Raw genomic sequence first — 20,837 nt, 5'->3', positions numbered from 1 at the left:
CCCTCCGTTGGCAGGACGAAGTCTCCGGTTCCACGCCTCGCGGCGGGCCGGGACCGTTGGCATTCGCCGCGTCGAACATCGCTTCGGAGCGCGTCCTCATGACCATCGACGAACAAGAACTCAATGCCTTCCTGGGGAAGGCCGTTGGCGACATGGGCGCCGCGTTCAGCGCGGTGCTCGTCCTCCTCGGCGACGAACTGGGGTTGTACAAGGCCCTTGCGTCGTCGTCGCTTACGCCTGGGGAGCTGGCGGCGAGAACCGGTACGAGCGAGCGCTACGTGCGCGAATGGCTGGGCAATCAGGCCGCGGGTGGCTACGTCGAGTACGACGCGACCGCGGGCACGTACCGGCTCAACGAGGTGCAGGCGGCGTGCCTGGCCGATCCCGCCGGTCCGGTGGACCTGGCCGGTGCCTACGAGATCGCCCTTGCCCTGTTCCATGCGTACCCACGCGTGCGCGAAAACTTCCGTACCGGCGGGGGCATGGAATGGGGCGAGCACCACCCGTGTCTCTTCCACGGCGTCGAACGATTCTTCCGTGCGGGATACAACTCGCATCTTCTCGGTGAATGGTTGCCGGCCCTCGAAGGCGTGGTCGAGGCGCTCGATCGCGGCGGCAAAGTCGCCGATATCGGCTGCGGTCACGGTGCCAGCACCTTGCTGATGGCGAAAGCGTTCCCAGCGTCGCACTTCGTGGGTTACGACTACCACGCGCCCTCGATCGAGGTTGCCCGGCAGCGGGCGAGCGAGGCCGGACTGCGCAATGCGACGTTCGAACAGGCGGATGCCACGAGCTACGAAGGCGACAACTTCGACCTGATTGCGTTCTTCGATTGCCTGCACGACATGGCGGATCCGGAAGGAGCCGCCCGACACGCCCGTCGCGCGCTCAAGGACGACGGCGCCTGCATGATCGTCGAGCCTTTCGCTGGCGACACGGTGTCTGACAACCACAACCCTGTGGGACGCGTGTACTACGCGGCATCGTCGATGATCTGCGTGCCCGTGTCGCTCGCGCGCCATGGGCCGGCACTGGGTGCACAGGCAGGCGAGGCGCGCCTGCGCAAGGTTGTGGTGGACGCGGGCGGCTTCGGCCGCTTCCGCCGGGCTGCCGCGACGCCGTTCAACATCGTGCTGGAAGCCAGGCCCTGAGACGACCACCGCATACGAGTGCAACGAACCGGCGATGGTGACATCCATTACCTGAAGGTTCCGCTGAACGGCCTGTGGAGGAATCTCATCGGTCGCCGCCCATAGGGGCTTTTCCGCGGCCCGCATCGCGACCAATGATGAGAACTTTCGCACATCGTGCCTGTTTCGAACGCTGTCGGACCGCGATCGAGCGCATGGACGTCGGGAAGTTCGATCACGGTGGATTTCCTGGTGGAGGGTGAGCGCGCGCTCGGTATCGCGGCTGCGCCACGCCGCTTCCCGCAGGGTGTGACGGTAGCCACGATGCGATAGCCGCGCTTGCGCACCGTCGCAATATAGCGAGGCGATTTTGCGTCGTCGCCGAGTGCCTTGCGAAGCAGGGCGACAGCCTTGTGGACGGGATTGTCGCCATAGATACCGCGCGGCCAGCACCGCTCGAGCAGCTGGTCGATGCTGATGACGTCGTCGGCATTTTCGACGAGAAGAACCAATACATCGACCAACTTTGGCTCGAGTAAAACGCGCTTCTCTTCGTTCTCGATAAACCCGTGCCGCGGGTAGACGAACCAATTGCCGAGCATGAAAGCGGGGGTGAACATCCTTCGTTGCTCCATCGCGAACGCCACCCTTGACGGTGGCGCCATTCTCCTGGCTTCTCAAAAAAAATCGGACCGTAAGGTTTTCGAAAGGACAATCGCACGTCTTCTCGACGAGGCTTGCCGCCCTTCCAAGGGAGTGCCTATATGCCAGATAAGAAGTCCGGGGGCCATATGTCCCCCAACATTCCATCGTCGATGCTGCCGGCCGGCTCCGGGCCGGGTGGTCTGCTGAGGGTGGCGATCGGCGACGAGCATGCCATTGCGAGGGAAGGCCTCGCCGCACTCTTGCATATGAGGGAAGGGGTCCGCGTCACCGGAAGCACCGGCGATGGCCGCGAGTGCGTACGCCTGGTGCTTCGGGAGGAGCCCGACTTGCTCATCTTCGACAACGCCATGAGTGGGATCAACGGTGCGGAAGCCGCGCGTCGTATCGGAGCGCAGAAGCCGAGAACACGGTTGGTATGCCTTTCGTCGCGCGAAGACGCGCGATCGGTGCGTGAAGCATTCGATGCGGGCGTTCACGGCTACGTCGCTAAACGAAGCGGCTTCGCCGCGCTGCTGGAGGCCATCGATCGGGTCTTTCGTAGCGGCTATTACGTCAGCCCCGACATTGCGCATGTACTGGTCGAGGGCTTCAGGGGACGCCACGATGCCCCCGCGGCAGACGCTCCTGTGCTGACGGCACGAGAACGCGAGGTGGCGAGATTGTATGCGGAAGGCTTGGGTACGCGTGACATCGCAAATCGCCTCAACGTCAGCATGAAGACGGTCGGCACCCATCGCGAGCACGTGATGGAGAAGATCGGCGCGCGAAGCATCGCGCACCTTACCCGATACGCCATACGGGCTGGGCTGGTGTTGATCGACGACGAGATGATGTAGGCATCGGTCGCGCGCTCCTGTCCGAATCGGGCCTCGCCCGATATCGGGTTCGATCCGGATTTCGCAAAGTGTTGGCCACGGCGAGGCATCCCGGCCACAGTAGAAAGGACATTCCATGGCAGACTTCCATCGATTCGCGCCCATCCTGTTCAAGCATGAAGGCGGATACGTCAACGATCCGCTCGATCCCGGCGGCGCAACCAATCGTGGCATCACCATGTCGACGTTCAAGTCCTGTGCCAGGGGACTCCTCGGTATCGAGCCCACGCTTGAGGCATTGCGGGAGCTCACCGAGATGCAGGCGGCGACCATCTACAAAGCCCTGTATTGGGACGTCGTTCGCGGCGACGAGATGCCGTCGCAGCACATCGCGAACATCGTCTGCGACTTCCAGGTGAATGCCGGGGCGAGTTCAGCCCGTCTCCTGCAGCGTGTGTTGAACCTGCTCGGCGCGGAGCCGCGGCTACGTATCGACGGACGCATCGGCAGGGCGACACTCAAGGCGCTGCGTGCTGCCGATCCCAACAACGTGCATGTGCTTTTCCAGAACGGGCGGCGCGACTACTACCGGGAACTGGTGCAGCGCCGGCCCCCACTCGCGAAGTTCCTGAAAGGCTGGCTGCGGCGCGTCGACTCATTCGAACCGTCAAAGCCGAAGACCTGAGCATAGATACCCATGCATACCTCACTACCCGGATTGATCGAAGCCATGGCGGGCGCGGTGATCGACGCGCAGGAACAAGTCGAGCAGCGTCAGCTGGCGTACCTCGGCGACTACTTCGATGACGACAACCGACCGAAGAGCATCGTCATTCGCGTTCCGTCCATGCATCCGGATGCAACGGAAGACCACGAGGACCTCTATCGGGCTCCGTTGCTTCCCCTGGTGTCGACGAACTTTCTGCGTATCAAGGACGTGAAGATCAGCTTCGATGCCGACCTGGGCAACTTGCTCGAGGAAGAGCAGAAGCCGGAGTCGGAGGAGGAGAAGTCGAAGTCGAAGTCGCGCCCGTGGGGAAGGCGTCGGGAGGGCAAGTCGCGTGTCCTGCAGGTGGACACATCGATCAAGGCAAGGAAAGGCAAGTCCGGCACGGTGCATGTCGTGCTTAAGGTAGAAGGCACCGAGCCGACCGAAGGTTGCGCAAGACTCATGAACCATCTGGCTCAGACGCAAGGTGTGTTCCGCACGTTCAGGACCGACGAGTCATAGCTCGCCGGGCCGAACCGCGAGGCGCATGGTGCGCCCCGTGTACCAGCAGTAAGTAAAGGAGCTACGCCATGACCGGATTGGTCAACATGTCCCAGCAGTTCCAGGGTCTGCCCATGGGCGACCTCATTGGCGCCCCCCTCGGAGCGGCGTGCGATGCACAGGTGAAGCTGGCGCAGGCCACGGCAGACTTCATCAAGAACGTCGGCTTCGTGGAGAAAAAGGACGGTAGCACGGCAACGCGCACCGCCGATTTCCGCTTCAAGCGCCCCGTGATCAACCCGGACGGCACGCCCGGTGAGGAGGAGGTCTCGATGGAGGTCCCCATGCTCGCCATCGTGAAGGTACCCAACCTCGGCGTGTCCACCGTGGACATCACCTTCGACATGGAAGTGAAGTCGTCCTTCGCCGAAAAGGCGTTGAAAAGCTCCGAAATGACGTACGAGGTCAACACCGGTCTGAAGATCGGCCCGTTCTCCATGAGTGCCAAGGTCGCAGGCTCGGTGACTTCGCATTCGGAGAACACGCGTACGTCCGACAATTCGGCGCGCTATACCGTGAACCTGAAGGCCGAGGACAAGGGTATGCCGGAAGGTCTCGCTCGCGTCATGGACATCCTGCACACCGCTTGCGTACCCAGGGTCAAGGACCTCGCCACGGGCGAAAAGACCCTCGGGAACGAAAACCCGGGCAGCGGAGCCGAGTAACGAAGTCCTCGGCATCGGGTAGCCCCCATTACCCCAAGCCCGAGCCGTAACGGACCAGGCTGGCCGTGGTGCCTCGTGTGCCACGGCCAGCATGAATGGAATTGCGATGTTCGATCTTACCGATGTGAAATTCGTGAAACGCATCGTCGTTGGAAGCAACGACCCCGGCCAGATGAGCACTGAGGCAAAGATCGAGGAGGCGCGCGCTCTGCTCAATCGCTGCCTCACCGAATCCCCCAAGGGCAAGATCATCGGCCTGGAGAAGAGCTTCACCATCCTGCAGATCGGAGAACACCAGGTCGTGCTGCAGTGGCTTTCCTACCACGTGGGATTTCCTCGAAAGCCGGGATGGATCACCGATGCGTGACACAACCCATGGACGGCCCCTCATGAGCGACGTGATCGAATCGGTGCGAGCCACGGCACGGAAGGCAGAGACGCGACTGCGGCGGCGAGAGGACGGAAGCCGTGCGGCATTTGCCGAGATAGCCATCGAGTTCCAGTGCAGGATGAGCGCGCATTGGAACGAGCGCGGGCGAAAGGCAGACGTGCTTCTGAAGATGGGGCGGCCGCGCTTCCCATGGCTCGATCGCAGGACAGTTCACCGTGTCCGAATCGTCTGTCGTCGCGTCGACGCATGGGAACCGCTTTTGTATGTGAATGGAAAATTCGAGACGTCGGCCACGGCAGTGGCCGGACTACCCAATCCGCGCAAGGAAGGAGAGAAAACATGAGCATGTCTTCGGCAAAGTATGTCCTGGTGTTCGCGAGCGCGCTCGTCGCTGCATTCGGCCCGGCGGAAGCAGAGGCCTCTTCGTGGGTCGGAGTGATGAAGTCGGATCAAGGCAGGCGAACGCGCGTGACGGCCTCAGTGAACGCAGAGACAGTGGAGCTTCGTTTCGGCGATCCGGGCAATTGCACCATTACCGCGAACTTCCTCGACGTGGAGAAAGGTACTTCTGTCTACCAATTCGACGTATCACAGAACGGCGGGGCCTTCTGCGACCGGTTGTACCCGGGCGAACTGACGGTCACGCCCTCGTCGACCGACTCGCTGCACATGCACTTCCGCCGCCAGCTCGTGCCGTGGTCGGGCGTGCTGGAGCGCGGCACCGACCGGTGAGGAGCAATGGCCATGGACAAGGCAGGAATCGCAGACTTGTGGCTCTTATTGGCTGCCGTCGCCGGAGCGATCATGCCGGTGGCGATGTACACCGATAAATCGCAGGGCCGGGCCGTCGTTCGTGTCGTGTGCGGCACGCTGATCGCAGTGTTCCTGGCGCCGGTGATAGAGAAGCACTATATGACGGATACCGATCTTGATATACAGGCCGCGGTGTCGTTCCTGGTTGGATGCTTCGGTCTCAATCTCACCGCGCTGGGACAGAAGATCCTTGCCGACTACGGCGAACTCATCGCAAAGCGGATCTTGGGCGGCCTGACAAAGGGAGTTGGAAAGTGATACACGCGCTCTTGTTCGTGAACCTAGGCGCATGCTGTCTCATTGTCATCAGCGCGCTCTGGCTGGTGACGGATCATTCGAAGACCCGCATGGTGCGCATGTGCTTCGGACTGATCATGTGCGGAGCGTTCGTGAACGTCTTCGCGCTCTGGACTGCGTTCGAGCAGTTTCATCCTGAGCACCCGGTCACGTGGCCACCGGAGGCCATGTTGAACCTCGGATCGTCGATCCTGCTTGGGCGATGGGCACTGTTGTCCCTGCGTCCCGGCAGGCCGGCCACCCCGCCGGGATAGCCGCGTGCCAGGCGCGCATGGTGATCGATATGCGGATTCGGCAGCCATCGCCGTATTGGCAGGATTCCTGCGGGAAAGTGGTCTTGTTCGGCCGTGAATCCCCATGGCCGGATCGCGTGATCTTGCGCCATGGAGGTGCAGACTGCGCACACCACCAACGAGGACACCACCATGCAGAACGTTATCCGCACCCTGCTCGCTTCAATCGTCATGCTTGCCCTCGGCATCGGGGCCGCGCAGGCGCAAACCGCCCCTGCCGGCCTCGGCCAGTCATGGCCGAATGCTGCCGACGTCAGCAGCAGCCCCAACTACCATGTGTATGTTTTCCGGCGCGGCACAACCCGTTACATACAGGTCAACGATGCCGCAGGTACGGTACGCGGGGCATTTGCCCGTACGCCGTACACCCTGGTGGGCACCCCCATCGGCACGGACACCGCTGGGCTCGCCACGCCGGATGAACCGCTGTCCAGCCCGCCTGCCAGCACTACCGGCGAGACGGTATACGACGACGGAGCGGTGCAACTGTTCGTGGCGCCGCAGTCCGATGGAACGATGCGGATGATGCTGGTCCCGGTCGAATGCAAGAATCCGGTCGAGTGCACCACCCGCGGACCGTAACGTCGGTTGTTGCGGCAGCAACGGAAGAGATGGCCGGCAGGGGCCATCTCGTCAATGGCGGGTGCCGATCGTCGCCTCGTGCATCATGTGGCTCGCCGCCATGCGGCGGGTCACGCGCACCCCGAAGATCAGCGACGTGGAGACGACGAAGGCCAGCACCGTTTGCGCTTGGATCATGGCGGGGTCCTGCAACTGGAACGACGTGGAGGCCATGGCGATGCTGGCGAGCATGCCACCCACGGCGCTGCCATGCCATCCGTGGCGCAAGGTCAGCAGGACGACGGGAAGTCCCATTGCGACGCGCGTGGCCAGGAGGCTTCCATCGGTTGTCTGCGTCGCGAGCACCATGAGCAGGGCAAGCGATGGCAGGGCTATCAACAGTGCATCCCGCGAGAGGCGGCTATGCCACACGGCGTGCCAGGTCAGCACGCCCAGTGGCTGAGCGTCGAGGCGTTCGCGCAGTGCCATGATCGTGGGGGTGAGTGTCAACGCGCCAAGATAGGAACCTAGCGCCCACGCCAGGAAAATCGGCACCGTGGCCGACGCCCTCATGCCATCTTCCATCACTACTGTGGAGAGGGTGAGCGAGTTGTCCAGCGCGCTCAGCAGGGCGCAGGCCAGCGTGGCGAACATCACCATGCCCATGTTTATCTGCCCATCGGCCCGCCGAAGCGTAGTACGGGCACGAAGCCAGCCCACCACAGGCATGCAGACGAGGATCAGCGGAATGGACGTAAGGACAGCCCACAACGTTCCGTAGAGGTGTGCGTGCAGGGCTGCGCTTTCTGCCGTCGGCAGGGCTTCGCCGATCGCGAGCGCGACCCAGTAGCGCTTCGGAACGAGCAGCAAGCATGCCAGGCGAAGGCCCGCGGTAAGTGTCCAGTGCGAGAACGAAAAGTAACGCGTCAGCTCATAGCAGGCCGCATAAGCGCCCGCCACGGCAAGGTAGCGTCCCCAGACCAACGGATCCCTGTTCGTTCTGCCCACGTTTGTAGCCCCTCCGACGTTCGTCCTGACACGTGTGGCCAACCGATGACGAGGCGCTTCATCCACTGACCGCTGATGGTCCAAGGCCCCGGCGGCACCCAGGGGTGCTCTCGACCTTGCGTCTAGTTTGAAGGTATAGCGGCCCCTTCGCCATCGACTGAATGGCGTTTTGGACGATTTGCCGAATAAGCGCCGGGATTTGCCGGGTATTACCAGCGCAGCGCGCGAGGACCGACCAGCGTACCGAGGGCGGCCGGGATCAACATGCCCAGCAGGTACCAGGTCGACCAGAACGGCGGCGCCATTTCCGGGCAGTGCAGGCAGTACGCCACCGTGCCGGTCGCGCCTGCGAGCAGTCCCACCGCGGCTCCGGCCAACCGCGGCCGAACGGGCGCCATGCCGCGCACCGCCCAGAGCATGGCCACGAATGCCGGCATGGCAAGTGTGGCGATCAGGACGGGGCAGACCCGCCAGGTATGGCCAAGGATCAGCGGCAGGTGGGTCCCCGGAGCCGCATGGGCAAGCACCCAGCCCATGGCCACCCACCCCAGCGCCACCGGCGTGGCCAGCACGGCCCACGCGCCGCCCACTCGCACGCCGGGCCGTGCCAGGCGGGCCGTAACCCAAAGGGCGGCGGCGGCGATCGCGGCGGCGTAGCCCAAGCGGAACCAGAAGGTCGGTATCCGCACCGCCTCGCCGATGTCCGGCCGCACGCCGAGCAGCAGCACCATGAGCAGCAAGGCGGTGCCGAATCCGGTGATCCAGGCAAGCGCGAACCGGCGCGCCGGGGCATGGCGATCGACGGGCGGCGCCTGGGTGGCGAGCAGGGTGATGAAGTCGTCGGTCTTCACGTGTTCCCCCGGATGCGTGCCGCCAGTGCCTTCAGTCCCCGGTGGACGCCGACCTTCACGGCCGATTCGGACATTCCGCTGCGCCGTGCGGCCTCGGTCACCGACAGGCCTTCCAGCTTCACCATCTGGATGGGCACGCGATGCCGGTCGGGCAGGGCCTGGAGCAGGATCGCCACGTCCCGGCGGGCATCCGTGGGCTCCACGTCGGACGCGACGAAAAGCCCCCCGTCGTCGTCGAAGGGTTCATGCAGGGCCTCTCGGCGCGAATGGGCTCGGAAGAAATCCATCAATTTGTAGCGGGCGATCGCGTGGACCCAGGCGGTGAGGGGTTGTTCGGGACGATAGGTATGCCGCGCGTTGTGCACCGCCAGGAGCGTTTCCTGGAGGATGTCTTCCACGTCGTCCTGCGCGCGCGGCAGGCGGCGACGGAGATAGGCGCGAAGGTGACTCGAGAGCCCGTCGAGGAAACGCCGATACCGCGTGGCGTCACCGGCCAGGCCGCCGATGAGGCACATGCGCAACTCCACCTCGGCCGCGGAGGCTCCGGCCGACCGCTGTTCCAATGGGTGCGCATTCGCCGGCCGGCTCTTCATCGGCGGGGATTTAGCCGCATCGCGTGGGACATCGCAAGGACCTGGGCGTATGGATAAGGCAGATAACCATGGCGATGCCTGGGCGCTCATGTACCTGTATTCGTCGGAAGGAGGTATCCGGTTACATATTTCGTGCCATGCGCTGTAACCGCACGGCCCGCACCGGCGAATTCCAGAAGGCGTCCCGGACATTCCCGTCCATCACCCGAAGGAGTTCCCGCATGAATCGTCACGCCGCCACGCTCGCCCTTACCCTTGCCGCTCTCGTTGGCGGTGTCGCCCACGCGGACGACAAGCAGCAGATGAAGAAGCCCGCCTTGGAGAAGTGCTGGGGTGTGGCCAAGGCCGGCCAGAACGACTGTGCCGCCGGTCCTGGCACCACGTGCGCGGGCACGGCCAAGGCCGACTACCAGAAGAATGCGTGGAAGCTGGTTCCCGCCGGCACCTGCGTATCGATCAAGACGCCGAACGGCAACGGTTCGCTGACGAAGGCAGGCTGACGTCGTGCACGGACCGCTCGCCGCCGGCGTGAGTTTCAAGCCACAACACATCGAGGATGCGCTGCGTTGCGTGTCGCCGGGGCTGTGGTTCGAAGTGCACCCGGAAAACTACCTGGGCGGCGGTCCGCTTCCGGCCATGCTCGACGCCCTTGCGGACAGGCACCCGCTGTCGCTGCACGGGGTGTCGCTCTCGCTCGCATCCGCGACACCACCCGATCCGAACCACCTGCGCCGCTTGCGCGGGCTCGTCGACCGCTTGAACCCCGCCCTCCTGTCCGAGCACCTGGCGTGGTCGTCCTGGGGTAGGGTCTACCTTCCCGATCTGCTGCCGTTTCCGCGGACCCACGAAGCCCTTGCGCACGTGGTGGAGAACGTGCAGCGCAGCCAGGACGTCCTCGGTCGCACCTTGTCGCTGGAAAATCCTTCGCACTATCTGCCGCTCGACGGGCACGACTGGAGCGAAACCGATTTCCTCGCCGAACTGGTCCGCCGCAGCGGCTGCGGCCTGCTGCTCGATATCAACAACGTGCACGTGAGCGCACGCAATCTCGGCATCGACGGGCGCGCCTATCTTGAGGCGTTCCCCCTTCATGCCGTGACCGAAATCCACCTTGCCGGCCATGCTATCGATGAAGGCGCTGCCGGCGAATTGCTCGTCGACTCGCACGACGCCCCCATTGCCGAACCCGTCTGGGAGCTCTACCGCCACGCGCTGGCGCTCGGCGGCAGACGGCCTACGCTGATCGAACGCGACGGCAACATACCGGCCTTTGCCGAACTGCATGCGGAATGCGTGCGGGCGAGCGCGTTGCTGGCCGAAGGCCGGTTGGCGGCATGAGTGAGCTTCATGTCTTCCAGTGCGATTTCGCCGCCGCGCTTTTCGACGACGCACCGGCGTTCGCTCCCGCGCGTCACCCGGCGTTCGCCGTCTACCGCAACACCGTCATGCGCGCGTGCCTGGACGCGCTCGAAGCGAACTTCCCCGCCGTGTCGTGCCTGGTGGGCCGCGAGTGGTTCCGGTCCGCCGCGGCGATTCACGTTGCATCCGCCCCGCCGCGCGATGCCAGGCTTGCGATGTACGGCGAATCGTTTGCCGATTTCCTCGCAAGCTTCGAACCGGCGGCTGGCCTCCCGTACCTTGCGGACGTGGCCAGGCTGGACCGGTTGTGCACGGAGAGCCTGCATGCCGATGAAGCGCCGCCCCTTGGACCCGGCCAGCTCGCGGCATTGGGCCCCCAGGCGTTGGCTGGAATGCACCTTCGTCCCCATCCGGCCACGCGCTGGTTCTCCTCCGCGTTGCCTTCGCGAACCATCTGGGAGGCGAGCCGCCGCGGTGAGGCAGTGGACGAACACCTCCATTGGCAGCCCGAACACGCGCTCGTCCTCCGCGCGAGGCACGACGTGCGGGTGCTGCCCGCCGATGCGCTGGCGATCGATCTCCTCGAGGTGTGTGCCGCCGGCGCCACGCTGGGCGAAGCCACCATGACCGCCGCGAAGGCGCATCCCGACGCACGCATCGATCTCACCCTTTCCGGGCTCTTGCGGTCCGGTGCATTCGCCACCCCATGAACGAGCCGCCCATGACCTCCACCATCGTCGCTTCTACTCGTCCCACCTTGCGCAGCCGCTGGAACGCCCTCGCGGACCGTCTCCAGGCATGGATCGGCCACGACCTGCTGGCGCTGGCGGCGCGTTTTTCCATCGCCGCCATCTTCTTCCAGTCCGGGCGCACGAAGGTGGAAGGCTTCCTCACCGTCACTGACGCCACTTACGAGCTGTTCCAAACGGAATATCGGTTGCCGTTGCTGCCGCCGGAAATCGCGGCGCATCTCTCGGCGGGCGTCGAAACCTTCGTACCCATCCTGCTGGTGCTTGGCCTGGCGACTCGCTTCTCCGCCTTCGTCCTGTTGGGCATGACGACCATCATCGAGATCTTCGTGTATCCGGATGCCTGGCCGACTCATCTCTCGTGGGCCGCCATCCTGCTCTACCTCCTTGGTCGGGGCGCGGGACGGTTGTCCCTGGACAGGGTCTTCGGCATTCGCTGACGTGAAGGGGCGGGCGGTACCGGCGGACGACGAAAAAGGTATCCTCCTGTAACCGGCGGGCCCGGTCTGGCGAATCAGACAATGCCACTCTGGCAAACCATCCTGTTACGGAGAAAAAACCATGCATACCGCCACCCACAGCATCGCCGCCGCCGCAGCCATCTTCGCCATCTCGGCCGCCGCGATTTCCGCGCCCGCCCAGGCCGCGGAGCAGGGCGCCGGCAAGACGGTGCATTGCTACGGTATCAACAGCTGCAAGGGCACGTCGGACTGCAAGACCGCCCACAACGACTGCAAGGGTCAGAACACCTGCAAGGGCCAGGGCTTCAAGGAAGTGTCCGTGAAGGAATGCAAGGCCCAGGGCGGCAGCGAGACCGCAAAGTAATCTTCGTGGCCCGGCCTGCCTCGCGGCGGCCGGGCCTCTGCGTGGAGCGTTCGATGTCCCACCCCACACCGACAGCGTTGTCCGGGTTCGGATTGGGCCTGCGCATTCCGCACTACGACGATTTCCTCGAGACGCGCCAGCCGGTCGATTTCCTCGAGGTCATCTCCGAGAATTTCATGGTGGATGGGGGCAAGCCGCTCGACGTGCTTACCCGCATCCGCGAACGCTATCCGGTCGTCCTGCACGGCGTGTCGATGAACATCGGTTCGAGCGACGGCGTCGACCCCGACTATCTCCGCCGGCTGCGCCGGCTGGCGGATCGCATCGAGCCGTCGTGGGTGTCCGACCACCTCTGCTGGACGGGCGTGGATGGTTTCAACTCCCACGACCTGCTTCCGCTGCCGTATTCGGAAGAAGCCCTGTCCCTCGTGGTCTCCAATGTGCACGCAGCACAGGACACCCTCGGGCGCCCGCTGGTGCTGGAGAACCCGTCCACCTACCTCGACTTTCCCGAGGCGGCCATGGGCGAAGCGGCATTCCTTGCCGAACTGTGCTCGCGCACGGGCTGTTACCTGTTGCTCGACGTCAACAACATCTACGTCAGCGCCACGAACCACGGGCACGATCCGGACGACTGGCTGCGCCGCCTGCCGCTCGATCGCGTGCTGCAGGTTCACCTCGCCGGCCACAGCCAGGGCGCCGACATGCTGATCGATACCCATGACGCACCGGTGTGCGATCCCGTGTGGAACCTGTACGGCCGCTTCGTCGAACGCCTCGGCGATGTCGCGGTCATGATCGAACGCGACGACCGGATCCCGCCGCTGGCCGAGCTTCTGGACGAGCTTGCGCATGCACGCGAGCTGGCACGTCGGGCAGGCGTCCGCGCCGCATGAACCTCAGGGATCGCCAGCGCGGATTCGCCACGGCTCTCGCCATGGGGGCGGTGCCCGAAGGCATCGACGCGCGCGGTATGGCCGTGTATGCGAACAACTATCGCGCGCAACTCCTCGCCTGCCTGCGCGATACCTATGCGAAAACCGTTCTCTGGCTTGGCGACGAGGCTTTCGACGCCAATGCATCCCGCTACATCGACCGCCATACGCCATCGTCCTGGACGCTCGACGCCTATGGCGAACAGTTCGTGGAGTGGCTGGAGCATGCCTATCCCGCGGACGTGGAGGTGAGCGAACTGGCATGGCTGGACTGGCACCTGCGCCGTGCGTTCGCCGGTCCCGACGTGCAGCCGATGGACGTGCGCGACCTCGCGGCCGACGACTGGGACCGCGTGGAGATCGACTTCGTGCCGACGCTGCGCTTCCGGCCCATGTGCAGTAACGCCGTGGCGCTGTGGCGCGCCCTGGCCGACGAGGTGTCCCCGCCACCGGTGGTCGTCGTGGATGCCGGCGTCGGCGCACGGGTGTGGCGGCAGGGCTTGTCGCCGCGGTTCGCCAGCATGACGGCCGACGAATCCATGTGCCTGGACCTCGCGCTGGCCGGTGCCAGCTTCGGTGAAATATGCGCCGGCCTTCGCCGTATCCACGACGAGGAACAGACCGCCCGCATCGCCGGTGGCTGCCTGGGTGCCTGGACGGCCGAGGGTATGATTCGCGGCCTGCGACCCTAGGCGCGTTCGAATCTGTCCTCATGGGACCGGAGGGGCGCAGCCCGACACCTTTCCGGTCACCAGGGCCGTGTGACAGGAAAAAGCCGCATCCCACCGCCGTAAAATGCCTACCGAGAAACCTTTTATAGCGAAATTAGCAAAGTTATGCTCGAATGCTAACTTTTCAAATCTCGCTATAAATAGCCATGGACCCGATTACCAATCCCTATTCCCCTGGCGCCGGCTCTCAGCCCCATGAACTGGCAGGTAGAGACGAAGTTCGCGAAATGGTGCGTATCGCCATTGAGCGGGTGCGCCTTGGAAGAAGCGCCAAGAGCGCGATGCTGGTCGGCCTTCGAGGGGTAGGGAAGACGGTTCTCCTGGACCGCCTGCGGGCTGATGCCGAGGCAGCTGGAGTCCAGACGGCGAGGATAGAGGCGCCCGAGGGTCGATCATTGCCAGCCATGCTTGCGCCTCAGTTGCGGGTAGCCCTGACCCGATTGAGCAAAATTGCCGCTGCAAAGGATGCGGGTACGAAGGCGTTACGTGCTTTGGCGGGCTTCGCAAAATCCTTGAAGTTTAAATACAACGACATTGAGGTCGGCATTGACTATGAACCCGAGCCCGGCGTAGCCGACAACGGGGACCTCGAACATGACATGCAGGCTCTCTTCGAAGCCGTAGGCGATGCTGCAAAGGCGGCAGGTACAGTCTTCGCCATGTTTATCGATGAACTGCAATATGTGGAGGAGGATCAGCTCGCTGCCCTCATTACTGTTATGCATCGCGTCTCGCAACGAAACCTGCCAGTCATGCTGGTGGGCGCGGGCCTGCCGCAGTTGCGTGGAAAAATGGGCGAAGCGAAGTCTTATTCGGAACGGCTCTTTGAGTTCCCGGAGATAGGAGCGTTGAAGGAACCTCACGCGACGGCTGCGATCGTCCTTCCCGCTGAAGAAGAAGGAGTCTCCTTCGAGCCCGCCGCCGTCGAACTCATCCTCGAACATACCAAGGGCTATCCCTATTTCATTCAAGAATGGGGGGCGCATACGTGGAACTACGCATCTTCCTCTCCCATTACGGTTGCCGATGTCTCCATGGCGTCGGATTCGGTAATCTCGGCGATGGATGAGGGGTTCTTCCGTGTCAGGTTCGATCGGATGACTCCGACAGAGAAGAAATATCTTCGCGCGATGGCCGATCTGGGCCCAGGTCCGCACCGCTCAGGCGATATTGCTGAGGTACTGGGTAAGAAGGTTCAATCGACGGCTCCCACGAGAAGCGCGATTATCGACAAAGGCATGATCTGGTCTCCAAGCCATGGCGACACTGCTTTTACCGTGCCGCTATTCGATGAGTTCATGAAGCGCATCATGCCTGGCAACGACTGGCGCTGACTTGCAGTCGATGATCGACGAGGCACACCTCTCGCACGGACTTGCCGGCGACCAACTGGAACCCGACTGGCCGCCGTTGACGATGGCCGAGGTAGCTCCGGTCGTCGCGCGCGTTCCCTCGCTGGGTGCGCTGCGCTCCGTCGACTGGCGCAGTCCGCGGCCGCTTTCCGCCGCGGCGCTGGCGACTACGACGGCGGGGCGCGTCTTCATCAAGCGCCACCACCGGCGTGTGCGCGACGAGGCCACCCTTGCCGAGGAACATCGTTTCGCCACCTTCGTCCGCGAAGCGGGCATGCCGGTGCCGCGCATCCTTCACGACGCCGACGGCGTCAGCGTGTTCGGATCGGGAGACTGGGTCTACGAATTGCACGAACCTGCGCGTGGTGTCGACATCTATCGCGACGCGTTCTCGTGGTCGCCGATTGGCGGGGAGGGCCACGCGCTGGTTACCGGGAGCATGCTCGCGAGGATGCATTCGGCGGCGGAAGGCTTCGACGCTCCGCAGCGCGACACGCATGTACTCGTCGCACGCGCGGACATCCTCGCCTCCAAGGACCCGCTCGCCATGATCGCCGCCCAGCTTCCCTGGCGTCCCGCGCTGGCGCGATACCTGAACGAGCGCGACTGGCGCGGCGAGATCGGTGCGGCCATCGCGCCATGGCACGCGCGCGTGGCCGATGCGCTGGCGAGCCAGCCGCGCCTTTGGTCACATGGCGACTGGCACGTCTCCAACCTTTGCTGGAGTGGCCCAGAAGACGATGCGCGCATCACGGACGTGCTCGACTTCGGCCTGAGCGCCGCCACGTTCGCCTTGTTCGATCTTGCGACAGCCATCGAACGCAATACCGTCGCATGGCTGGAGGTCGAGCGGGGCGATATCGCAAGGCAAGATCTTGCCCTGGCGATCATCGCAGGCTACCGGTCGGTACGCCCGCTGGATGGCGCCGCACTGGATGTGCTGGCGAACCTGCTCCCCCTCGTGCACCTGGATTTCGCCCTCTCGGAAGTGGAGTATTTCGAGGGCATCACCGGCCGCCGCGACCATGCCGACGTGGCGTACCACACCTTCCTGCGCGGCCATGCCGCGTGGTTCCGAGGGCCCTATGGCCAGGCCCTGCTTGAGGCGATTCGCAGCGCCCCCTGACGATTCGTGGTTCAATACGCATTCTAGAAGCGGGGGTGCCCGGCGAATGCCGGGCTGAGAGAGTCCCTTGGAACCTGACCCGGTTAGTACCGGCGTAGGGAGCTTGCAGAACCACGGAGGCCGGTGGCGCCCGTGGTTCGCCGTCGCTTCGTCCGTGAACCCCGAAGACGACGATGACCCTCTCCCGCACCCCGCTTTTCCTGGCCCTGCTGTTCGTCGCGTCCGCCCACGCGGCCGACGAAACGTCCTCCCCGCAGCAAGCCCGTACCCTGCCCACCGTGGATGTCCACGCGACCACCGCGAACAGCTACCGCGCCACCGACTCGCAGCTGGATACGTTCGGCAGCTTCGGCAGCGCGCCGCTGCACGACACGCCGGCATCGATCACGGTCATGACCCGGGCGCAGATCGACGACCGCCAACCGCGCACGCTCAGCGAACTGGTGCGTGGCGACGCCGCGATCAACGACAACTACGCGCCCGCCGGCTATTACCAGGACGTGTCGATTCGCGGCTTCCCGCTCGACCTCGCCACGGGCTTCCGCTTCAACGGCATGATCATGTCGGCGGAGCAGCTGCTGGCGCTCGAAGGCAAGGAGCGCGTGGAGGTGCTGAAGGGCCTGGGCGGGCTGGAGGCCGGCGTGGTCGAACCGGGCGGCCTCGTGAACTACGTGAGCAAACGCGCGGCAGACGTCCATACCGCCACGATCGGCACCGACTCGCATGGCTCGAGCTACGAAGCGCTGGATCTCGGCACATGGTTCAGCCCGAACTTCGGCATGCGCGTGAACGCGGCCAACGAGAAGACCCATTCGTACATCGAGCACACCGACGGCCGTCGCAGCTTCGTCTCCGTCGCCGCGGACTGGAAGATAAGCGACAAGGCCACGCTGCTGTTGGACACCGATTACCAGACCAGCGGCCAGCGCTCGGCGTCGGGTTACCAGTTGCTGGGCGGCACCGCATTGCCGCAGCACCCGAGCCGCACGCGGCTGCTCGGTTACCAGCCGTGGCAGCGTCCCGTGGGCATCCATTCGAGCAACACGTCGCTGCGCTTCAACTATCGCTTCAGTGACAACTGGAATGCGCAGGTCTCTGCGGGGCACAGCCACACGGTGATCGACGACAACGTGGCCTTCGCCTATGGCTGCTTTTATTCCGAAGCGTGCGCATCCGGTGCGACGCCGGGCTATTTCTTCGCGCCGAATGGCGACTATGACGTCTACGACTTCCGCAGCCCTGACGATACCCGGCAGAACGACGAACTGCGTGGCGTGGTGACCGGCAGCTTCGCCACGGGATCCGTCGATCACGAGGTGAACGTGGGTGCGACGTCGTTCCGCCGCACCGTCGACCAGCGTCCCTATGTGTACGACTACGTAGGCACCGCGAATATCGACGACCGTGTGGTGCCGGTATTCGACCCGTCGCCGAACCAGCCGGGCGCCTCGGTGCGCCGCCTCACGAGCTGGCAGCGCACGTTGTTCGCCATCGACCGCGTGCACCTGGGCGAGACATGGCAGGTGCTGGCGGGCGCGCGGCTCGTCCGGCTCGACGAGCGATCGTACGACGATGCCGGCGCGCTCGAGCGCAACACGCGCATGAGCAAGACCCTTCCCCAGGCGGCCGTGCTTTGGCAGCCCACTGCGCCGCTTACGACGTACGTGAGCTATGGCGAGGGATTGTCGCTCGGACGCGAAGCGCCCTATTGGGCCTCGAACGGCGGCACCACCCTCGCGCCGCTGCATTCGCGCCAGGTGGAGGCGGGCGTGAAGTACGCCGTGAGCGACGCCCTCGATCTCCAGGCCGCCGTCTTCCGCATCCGGCAGGCCTACCAGTTCGCACGCCCCGACGACACGGCCGAGGGATTCACGTTCGTCCAGCAGGGCCAGGAAGTGCATACCGGCGTGGAGCTGAATCTCGCGGGCCGCGTCACCGACAACCTGCGCCTCACCGCTAGCGCGAACTATATTCGGGCACGCGCCGAGGACACGGGCGCCAAGGCGTACGAGGACCATCAGGTGGTGAACGTGCCGCGCTGGCGCACGGCGCTCTATGCCGACTATAGCCTGCCGTTCGCTCCCGGCCTCGCGGTGCTCGGCGGTTGGCGCTACGCCAGCGCGAACGTGGCGACGCCCGATGGTGCGCACCGGGTGCCGGCATACCATGTGTTCGACGCCGGCCTGCGCTACGCGACCAGCGTAAGCGGCCACGCGCTTACCTTCCGGCTGAACGTCGACAACGTCTTCAACCACTTCTACTGGCGCGATACGGGAACATCGGGAGGCGACAGCTACCTGTTCCCCGGCATGCCGCGCCTCGCACGCCTCTCGATGACCTATGACCTTTGAGTTGTCGCCCTTCGAGGTGTTCGCCGCGCTGGTGAGCGCGGCGGGGGTGTGGCTCACCGCACGGCGCAGCCCGTGGTGCTGGCCGGTGGGCCTGGTCTCGGTTATCGCCTACGCCTGGATTTTCGTCGATGCGCGGTTGTACTCGGACACGCTTCTGCAGGTCATCTTCGCCGTGCTGATCCTGTACGGATGGCACCGCTGGCTGCGCAACCTGGACGGCAGCGGCCACGTGCGCGTCGCCGCACTTTCGCCGCGCGAGGCGCTCGTGCACCTGGCCCTCGGCACGGCGGCCGCACTCGCGCTCGGTTACGCGATGCATCGCTACACCGATGCATCGCTGCCCTGGCTCGATGCCGCCCTCACTGCGTTCAGCCTCGTCGCGCAGTGGTGGCAGGCGCGGCGCCACGCGGCCGCGTGGTGGCTGTGGATCGTGGTCGACGTAATCTATGTGGGTGAGTACGTGTACAAGTCGCTGCCGGTCACGGCGGTGTTGTATGCGGGCTTCGTCGTGTTGGCGGCGATGGGATTGAAGGCATGGCGCACCTCGACGCCCCCGATGCCACAGAACCAAAACTCACTCAACAGTTGAGCCGTGCCCTCCCCAAGCCGCCGTTCCTGCGAAGGTGGAACTCGGCACCTTCTTGTGCCCGAATCGTTTCATCCATAACGTCTCTTCAGTACGTTGTTCGATGCAAGGAGCCGGCCGTGCACGCAGTGCCGGCCGGCTCGTTTGCCGATAGAAGTACTTCCTGCGTATAGAGCGCTACACCGACATCGAAGCCCAATTCGGCTGGGTTTGCTGGGCCGGCGGCATCACGGGACCGGCCGTGTCGCCAGCCGGGCCAGCGCCGGCCATGGCGGAGATGAGCGCGTTGAGGTCTTGCTCGATACTCCAGGCGCCCGGTGAATCAGAAGCCTGCATGGAAGCGGTCCGGCCGTTTGTTGCCGAGAGGCGGCTCTGGATGTACTCGTACGACCATTCCGTCCCATCGTCAAAGCGGATGGCGTCCACGCGGTAGTTCGACCCACGGAAATAGTCGCTGACCCGAATACGGTCCGATCTGTCTTCCAGATACAGATAAAGATCGTTGTTGACGCGCTCAATGGCGACTTCGCTCATTGAGACCCCTTCGAGGAACCGAAGTACGTCGTGCCGACCCTTGCTGCTGTCATTGTTGTTGACAGTGACGAGACCATCGCCATGGCCGAACAGATAGGTGTCCGACCCCGCGCCGCCAGTAAGCCAGCCACCACCGGTGCCGGTGTGGAGCGTGTCATCTCCATTGCCGCCCTCAAGCGTATCAAGACCGATGCCGCCTTCCAGGACGTCATTGCCGTCGCCGCCGTAAAGCTTGTCGTCGCCCAGACCACCAGTCAGGATGTCGTCGTTGTCGCCACCATAGAGCTTGTCGTCGCCCTCACCACCATCCAGGCGGTCATTGCCCCCATTGCCGTAGAGCACGTCCTTACCAAGTCCTCCGTCGATCGCATCGTCGCTGGCATACCCATAGAGGGTGTCGTCGCTGTCGCTGGAAGCCAGGACCATGGCCTTGATCTGTTCGTACGACCAGGAGGTGCCGTCGGCGAAGCGAATGTCGTTGAGGCGGTGCTCTTCGTTGTAGAAGTAGTAGTCGATGGTGAGGCCGTCCTTGGTACCGCGGATGTACAGGTAAACCTGATAGCTGCTGCCACGCCGGACGTAGACATCATCCGGTGTGATCCCTTCGCGGAATTGCAGGACATCCCAGCGATCTGCTGATGTGTCCTTGTTGTAGATGGCGTCCCACCCGTCGCCTCGGCCAAAGAGATACGTGTCAGAACCGGCACCGCCTTCCAGTCGGTCGTCGCCTGAGCCGCCGGTCAGAACGTCGTTCCCGTCACCGCCGTAGAGCTTGTCGTCGCCCGCACCGCCGTCGAGACGGTCGCTGCCTCCGTTTCCGTAGAGCACATCCTTGCCCAGCCCGCCGTCGATCGCATCATCGCTGGCATACCCATAGAGGGTGTCGTCGCTGTCGCTGGAAGCCAGGACCATGGCCTTGATCTGTTCGTACGACCA

At 64.2% G+C, this 20,837-nt stretch carries 27 protein-coding genes and 1 riboswitch; of the genes, 22 read left to right on the top strand and 5 right to left on the bottom strand.

From position 1 onward, the window contains the following. The first annotated feature begins 98 nt into the window (after positions 1–98). Complete coding sequence (locus ACPYOD_RS07600) at positions 99–1,151, top strand: class I SAM-dependent methyltransferase (protein ID WP_481301134.1); 1,053 nt, start codon at positions 99–101, stop codon at positions 1,149–1,151. A gap of 47 nt (positions 1,152–1,198) precedes the next feature. Here ACPYOD_RS07600 and ACPYOD_RS07595 read toward each other — a convergent pair whose 3' ends face one another. Then, entirely contained in the window at positions 1,199–1,750 is a 552-nt protein-coding gene (locus tag ACPYOD_RS07595) for a winged helix-turn-helix domain-containing protein (protein WP_481301133.1), read from the bottom strand. A 117-nt stretch (positions 1,751–1,867) separates the two neighbouring features. On the opposite strand from ACPYOD_RS07595, the gene ACPYOD_RS07590 reads away from it, so the two are divergent. From ACPYOD_RS07590 to ACPYOD_RS07545, 10 genes are all read left to right on the top strand, one after another. Continuing rightward, positions 1,868–2,632, top strand: a complete 765-nt coding sequence (locus tag ACPYOD_RS07590) for a response regulator (protein WP_481301132.1) — start codon at positions 1,868–1,870, stop codon at positions 2,630–2,632. Positions 2,633–2,747: 115 nt separating this feature from the next. Then, positions 2,748–3,296, top strand: coding sequence for a glycoside hydrolase family 108 protein (locus ACPYOD_RS07585; RefSeq protein WP_481301131.1), 549 nt, complete (start codon positions 2,748–2,750; stop codon positions 3,294–3,296). A 12-nt stretch (positions 3,297–3,308) separates the two neighbouring features. Beyond that, entirely contained in the window at positions 3,309–3,842 is a 534-nt protein-coding gene (locus ACPYOD_RS07580) for a DUF2589 domain-containing protein (protein ID WP_481301130.1), read from the top strand. A gap of 68 nt (positions 3,843–3,910) precedes the next feature. Then, positions 3,911–4,546, top strand: a complete 636-nt coding sequence (locus tag ACPYOD_RS07575; protein WP_481301129.1) for a DUF2589 domain-containing protein — start codon at positions 3,911–3,913, stop codon at positions 4,544–4,546. A gap of 106 nt (positions 4,547–4,652) precedes the next feature. After that, positions 4,653–4,913 carry a hypothetical protein gene (locus ACPYOD_RS07570; RefSeq protein ID WP_481301128.1) on the top strand — a complete coding sequence of 87 codons (261 nt, stop codon included), beginning with the start codon at positions 4,653–4,655 and terminating at the stop codon, positions 4,911–4,913. A gap of 22 nt (positions 4,914–4,935) precedes the next feature. Next, on the top strand, positions 4,936–5,280 hold the full coding sequence (locus tag ACPYOD_RS07565) for a hypothetical protein (protein ID WP_481301127.1): 345 nt from the start codon (positions 4,936–4,938) through the stop codon (positions 5,278–5,280). Continuing rightward, the gene (locus tag ACPYOD_RS07560) at positions 5,277–5,669 is read left to right on the top strand and encodes a hypothetical protein (RefSeq protein WP_481301126.1); all 393 of its coding nucleotides are present in this window, start codon (positions 5,277–5,279) and stop codon (positions 5,667–5,669) included. Before ACPYOD_RS07565 ends, ACPYOD_RS07560 begins: the two co-directional genes overlap by 4 nt. Before the next feature lie 12 nt (positions 5,670–5,681). Further along, complete coding sequence (locus tag ACPYOD_RS07555; protein WP_481301125.1) at positions 5,682–6,008, top strand: hypothetical protein; 327 nt, start codon at positions 5,682–5,684, stop codon at positions 6,006–6,008. Then, complete coding sequence (locus ACPYOD_RS07550; RefSeq protein WP_481301124.1) at positions 6,005–6,301, top strand: hypothetical protein; 297 nt, start codon at positions 6,005–6,007, stop codon at positions 6,299–6,301. The genes ACPYOD_RS07555 and ACPYOD_RS07550 overlap by 4 nt, the downstream gene beginning before the upstream one ends. Before the next feature lie 129 nt (positions 6,302–6,430). Continuing rightward, the gene (locus ACPYOD_RS07545) at positions 6,431–6,922 is read left to right on the top strand and encodes a hypothetical protein (RefSeq protein ID WP_481301123.1); all 492 of its coding nucleotides are present in this window, start codon (positions 6,431–6,433) and stop codon (positions 6,920–6,922) included. 51 nt (positions 6,923–6,973) lie between these two features. On the opposite strand, the gene ACPYOD_RS07540 is transcribed toward ACPYOD_RS07545, so the two are convergent. From ACPYOD_RS07540 to ACPYOD_RS07530, 3 genes are all read right to left on the bottom strand, one after another. Beyond that, complete coding sequence (locus ACPYOD_RS07540) at positions 6,974–7,909, bottom strand: MASE1 domain-containing protein (protein WP_481301122.1); 936 nt, start codon at positions 7,907–7,909, stop codon at positions 6,974–6,976. Between the two features lie 209 nt (positions 7,910–8,118). Next, positions 8,119–8,760: a DUF1109 domain-containing protein gene (locus ACPYOD_RS07535; RefSeq protein WP_481301121.1), complete on the bottom strand. Its 642-nt coding sequence runs from the start codon at positions 8,758–8,760 to the stop codon at positions 8,119–8,121. Next, positions 8,757–9,353, bottom strand: coding sequence for a sigma-70 family RNA polymerase sigma factor (locus ACPYOD_RS07530; protein WP_481301120.1), 597 nt, complete (start codon positions 9,351–9,353; stop codon positions 8,757–8,759). The genes ACPYOD_RS07535 and ACPYOD_RS07530 overlap by 4 nt, the downstream gene beginning before the upstream one ends. Before the next feature lie 221 nt (positions 9,354–9,574). Between ACPYOD_RS07530 and ACPYOD_RS07525 the strand changes: the two genes are divergently transcribed. From ACPYOD_RS07525 to pnuC, 11 genes are all read left to right on the top strand, one after another. Continuing rightward, on the top strand, positions 9,575–9,853 hold the full coding sequence (locus ACPYOD_RS07525) for a BufA1 family periplasmic bufferin-type metallophore (protein ID WP_481301119.1): 279 nt from the start codon (positions 9,575–9,577) through the stop codon (positions 9,851–9,853). 4 nt (positions 9,854–9,857) lie between these two features. Next, positions 9,858–10,691, top strand: coding sequence for an MNIO family bufferin maturase (gene bufB / locus ACPYOD_RS07520; protein ID WP_481301118.1), 834 nt, complete (start codon positions 9,858–9,860; stop codon positions 10,689–10,691). Then, positions 10,688–11,422, top strand: a complete 735-nt coding sequence (locus ACPYOD_RS07515) for an HvfC/BufC family peptide modification chaperone (RefSeq protein WP_481301117.1) — start codon at positions 10,688–10,690, stop codon at positions 11,420–11,422. Before bufB (ACPYOD_RS07520) ends, ACPYOD_RS07515 begins: the two co-directional genes overlap by 4 nt. An 11-nt stretch (positions 11,423–11,433) precedes the next feature. Then, positions 11,434–11,901: a DoxX family protein gene (locus ACPYOD_RS07510; RefSeq protein WP_481301116.1), complete on the top strand. Its 468-nt coding sequence runs from the start codon at positions 11,434–11,436 to the stop codon at positions 11,899–11,901. 121 nt (positions 11,902–12,022) lie between these two features. Then, complete coding sequence (gene bufA2, locus ACPYOD_RS07505; protein ID WP_481301115.1) at positions 12,023–12,286, top strand: BufA2 family periplasmic bufferin-type metallophore; 264 nt, start codon at positions 12,023–12,025, stop codon at positions 12,284–12,286. A gap of 53 nt (positions 12,287–12,339) precedes the next feature. Continuing rightward, the gene (bufB, locus tag ACPYOD_RS07500) at positions 12,340–13,182 is read left to right on the top strand and encodes an MNIO family bufferin maturase (RefSeq protein WP_481301114.1); all 843 of its coding nucleotides are present in this window, start codon (positions 12,340–12,342) and stop codon (positions 13,180–13,182) included. After that, positions 13,179–13,913 (top strand): HvfC/BufC N-terminal domain-containing protein, encoded by a 735-nt coding sequence (locus tag ACPYOD_RS07495; RefSeq protein WP_481301113.1) that lies wholly within the window; start codon positions 13,179–13,181, stop codon positions 13,911–13,913. The genes bufB (ACPYOD_RS07500) and ACPYOD_RS07495 overlap by 4 nt, the downstream gene beginning before the upstream one ends. A 185-nt stretch (positions 13,914–14,098) precedes the next feature. Continuing rightward, positions 14,099–15,286, top strand: coding sequence for an AAA family ATPase (locus ACPYOD_RS07490; protein ID WP_481301112.1), 1,188 nt, complete (start codon positions 14,099–14,101; stop codon positions 15,284–15,286). A gap of 10 nt (positions 15,287–15,296) precedes the next feature. Then, positions 15,297–16,430, top strand: a complete 1,134-nt coding sequence (locus ACPYOD_RS07485) for a phosphotransferase enzyme family protein (RefSeq protein ID WP_481301187.1) — start codon at positions 15,297–15,299, stop codon at positions 16,428–16,430. Between the two features lie 21 nt (positions 16,431–16,451). Next, a riboswitch (TPP riboswitch) is annotated at positions 16,452–16,548 on the top strand. Positions 16,549–16,603: 55 nt separating this feature from the next. Continuing rightward, positions 16,604–18,781, top strand: coding sequence for a TonB-dependent siderophore receptor (locus ACPYOD_RS07480; protein WP_481301111.1), 2,178 nt, complete (start codon positions 16,604–16,606; stop codon positions 18,779–18,781). Next, complete coding sequence (gene pnuC / locus ACPYOD_RS07475; RefSeq protein WP_481301110.1) at positions 18,771–19,370, top strand: nicotinamide riboside transporter PnuC; 600 nt, start codon at positions 18,771–18,773, stop codon at positions 19,368–19,370. The genes ACPYOD_RS07480 and pnuC overlap by 11 nt, the downstream gene beginning before the upstream one ends. Positions 19,371–19,544: 174 nt before the next feature. On the opposite strand, the gene ACPYOD_RS07470 is transcribed toward pnuC, so the two are convergent. Further along, the coding region (locus ACPYOD_RS07470) for a calcium-binding protein (protein ID WP_481301109.1) at positions 19,545–20,837 on the bottom strand (1,293 nt) is incomplete at its 5' end.

It is taken from the genome of Luteibacter sp. HAY1-4A (assembly GCF_056755355.1).
The sequence above is the reverse complement of the archived record's forward strand: the minus strand, read 5'-3'. Positions and strand labels throughout refer to the sequence as shown.

Coding starts and splice junctions, on each gene's coding strand:
- ACPYOD_RS07600 (WP_481301134.1), top strand. CDS start 99: ATGACCATCGACGAACAAGAACTCAATGCCTTCCTGGGGAAGGCCGTT.
- ACPYOD_RS07595 (WP_481301133.1), bottom strand. CDS start 1,750: ATGTTCACCCCCGCTTTCATGCTCGGCAATTGGTTCGTCTACCCGCGG.
- ACPYOD_RS07585 (WP_481301131.1), top strand. CDS start 2,748: ATGGCAGACTTCCATCGATTCGCGCCCATCCTGTTCAAGCATGAAGGC.
- ACPYOD_RS07580 (WP_481301130.1), top strand. CDS start 3,309: ATGCATACCTCACTACCCGGATTGATCGAAGCCATGGCGGGCGCGGTG.
- ACPYOD_RS07575 (WP_481301129.1), top strand. CDS start 3,911: ATGACCGGATTGGTCAACATGTCCCAGCAGTTCCAGGGTCTGCCCATG.
- ACPYOD_RS07570 (WP_481301128.1), top strand. CDS start 4,653: ATGTTCGATCTTACCGATGTGAAATTCGTGAAACGCATCGTCGTTGGA.
- ACPYOD_RS07565 (WP_481301127.1), top strand. CDS start 4,936: ATGAGCGACGTGATCGAATCGGTGCGAGCCACGGCACGGAAGGCAGAG.
- ACPYOD_RS07560 (WP_481301126.1), top strand. CDS start 5,277: ATGAGCATGTCTTCGGCAAAGTATGTCCTGGTGTTCGCGAGCGCGCTC.
- ACPYOD_RS07555 (WP_481301125.1), top strand. CDS start 5,682: ATGGACAAGGCAGGAATCGCAGACTTGTGGCTCTTATTGGCTGCCGTC.
- ACPYOD_RS07545 (WP_481301123.1), top strand. CDS start 6,431: ATGGAGGTGCAGACTGCGCACACCACCAACGAGGACACCACCATGCAG.
- ACPYOD_RS07530 (WP_481301120.1), bottom strand. CDS start 9,353: ATGAAGAGCCGGCCGGCGAATGCGCACCCATTGGAACAGCGGTCGGCC.
- ACPYOD_RS07525 (WP_481301119.1), top strand. CDS start 9,575: ATGAATCGTCACGCCGCCACGCTCGCCCTTACCCTTGCCGCTCTCGTT.
- ACPYOD_RS07515 (WP_481301117.1), top strand. CDS start 10,688: ATGAGTGAGCTTCATGTCTTCCAGTGCGATTTCGCCGCCGCGCTTTTC.
- ACPYOD_RS07510 (WP_481301116.1), top strand. CDS start 11,434: ATGACCTCCACCATCGTCGCTTCTACTCGTCCCACCTTGCGCAGCCGC.
- bufA2 (WP_481301115.1), top strand. CDS start 12,023: ATGCATACCGCCACCCACAGCATCGCCGCCGCCGCAGCCATCTTCGCC.
- bufB (WP_481301114.1), top strand. CDS start 12,340: ATGTCCCACCCCACACCGACAGCGTTGTCCGGGTTCGGATTGGGCCTG.
- ACPYOD_RS07495 (WP_481301113.1), top strand. CDS start 13,179: ATGAACCTCAGGGATCGCCAGCGCGGATTCGCCACGGCTCTCGCCATG.
- ACPYOD_RS07490 (WP_481301112.1), top strand. CDS start 14,099: ATGGACCCGATTACCAATCCCTATTCCCCTGGCGCCGGCTCTCAGCCC.
- ACPYOD_RS07485 (WP_481301187.1), top strand. CDS start 15,297: ATGATCGACGAGGCACACCTCTCGCACGGACTTGCCGGCGACCAACTG.
- ACPYOD_RS07480 (WP_481301111.1), top strand. CDS start 16,604: ATGACCCTCTCCCGCACCCCGCTTTTCCTGGCCCTGCTGTTCGTCGCG.
- pnuC (WP_481301110.1), top strand. CDS start 18,771: ATGACCTTTGAGTTGTCGCCCTTCGAGGTGTTCGCCGCGCTGGTGAGC.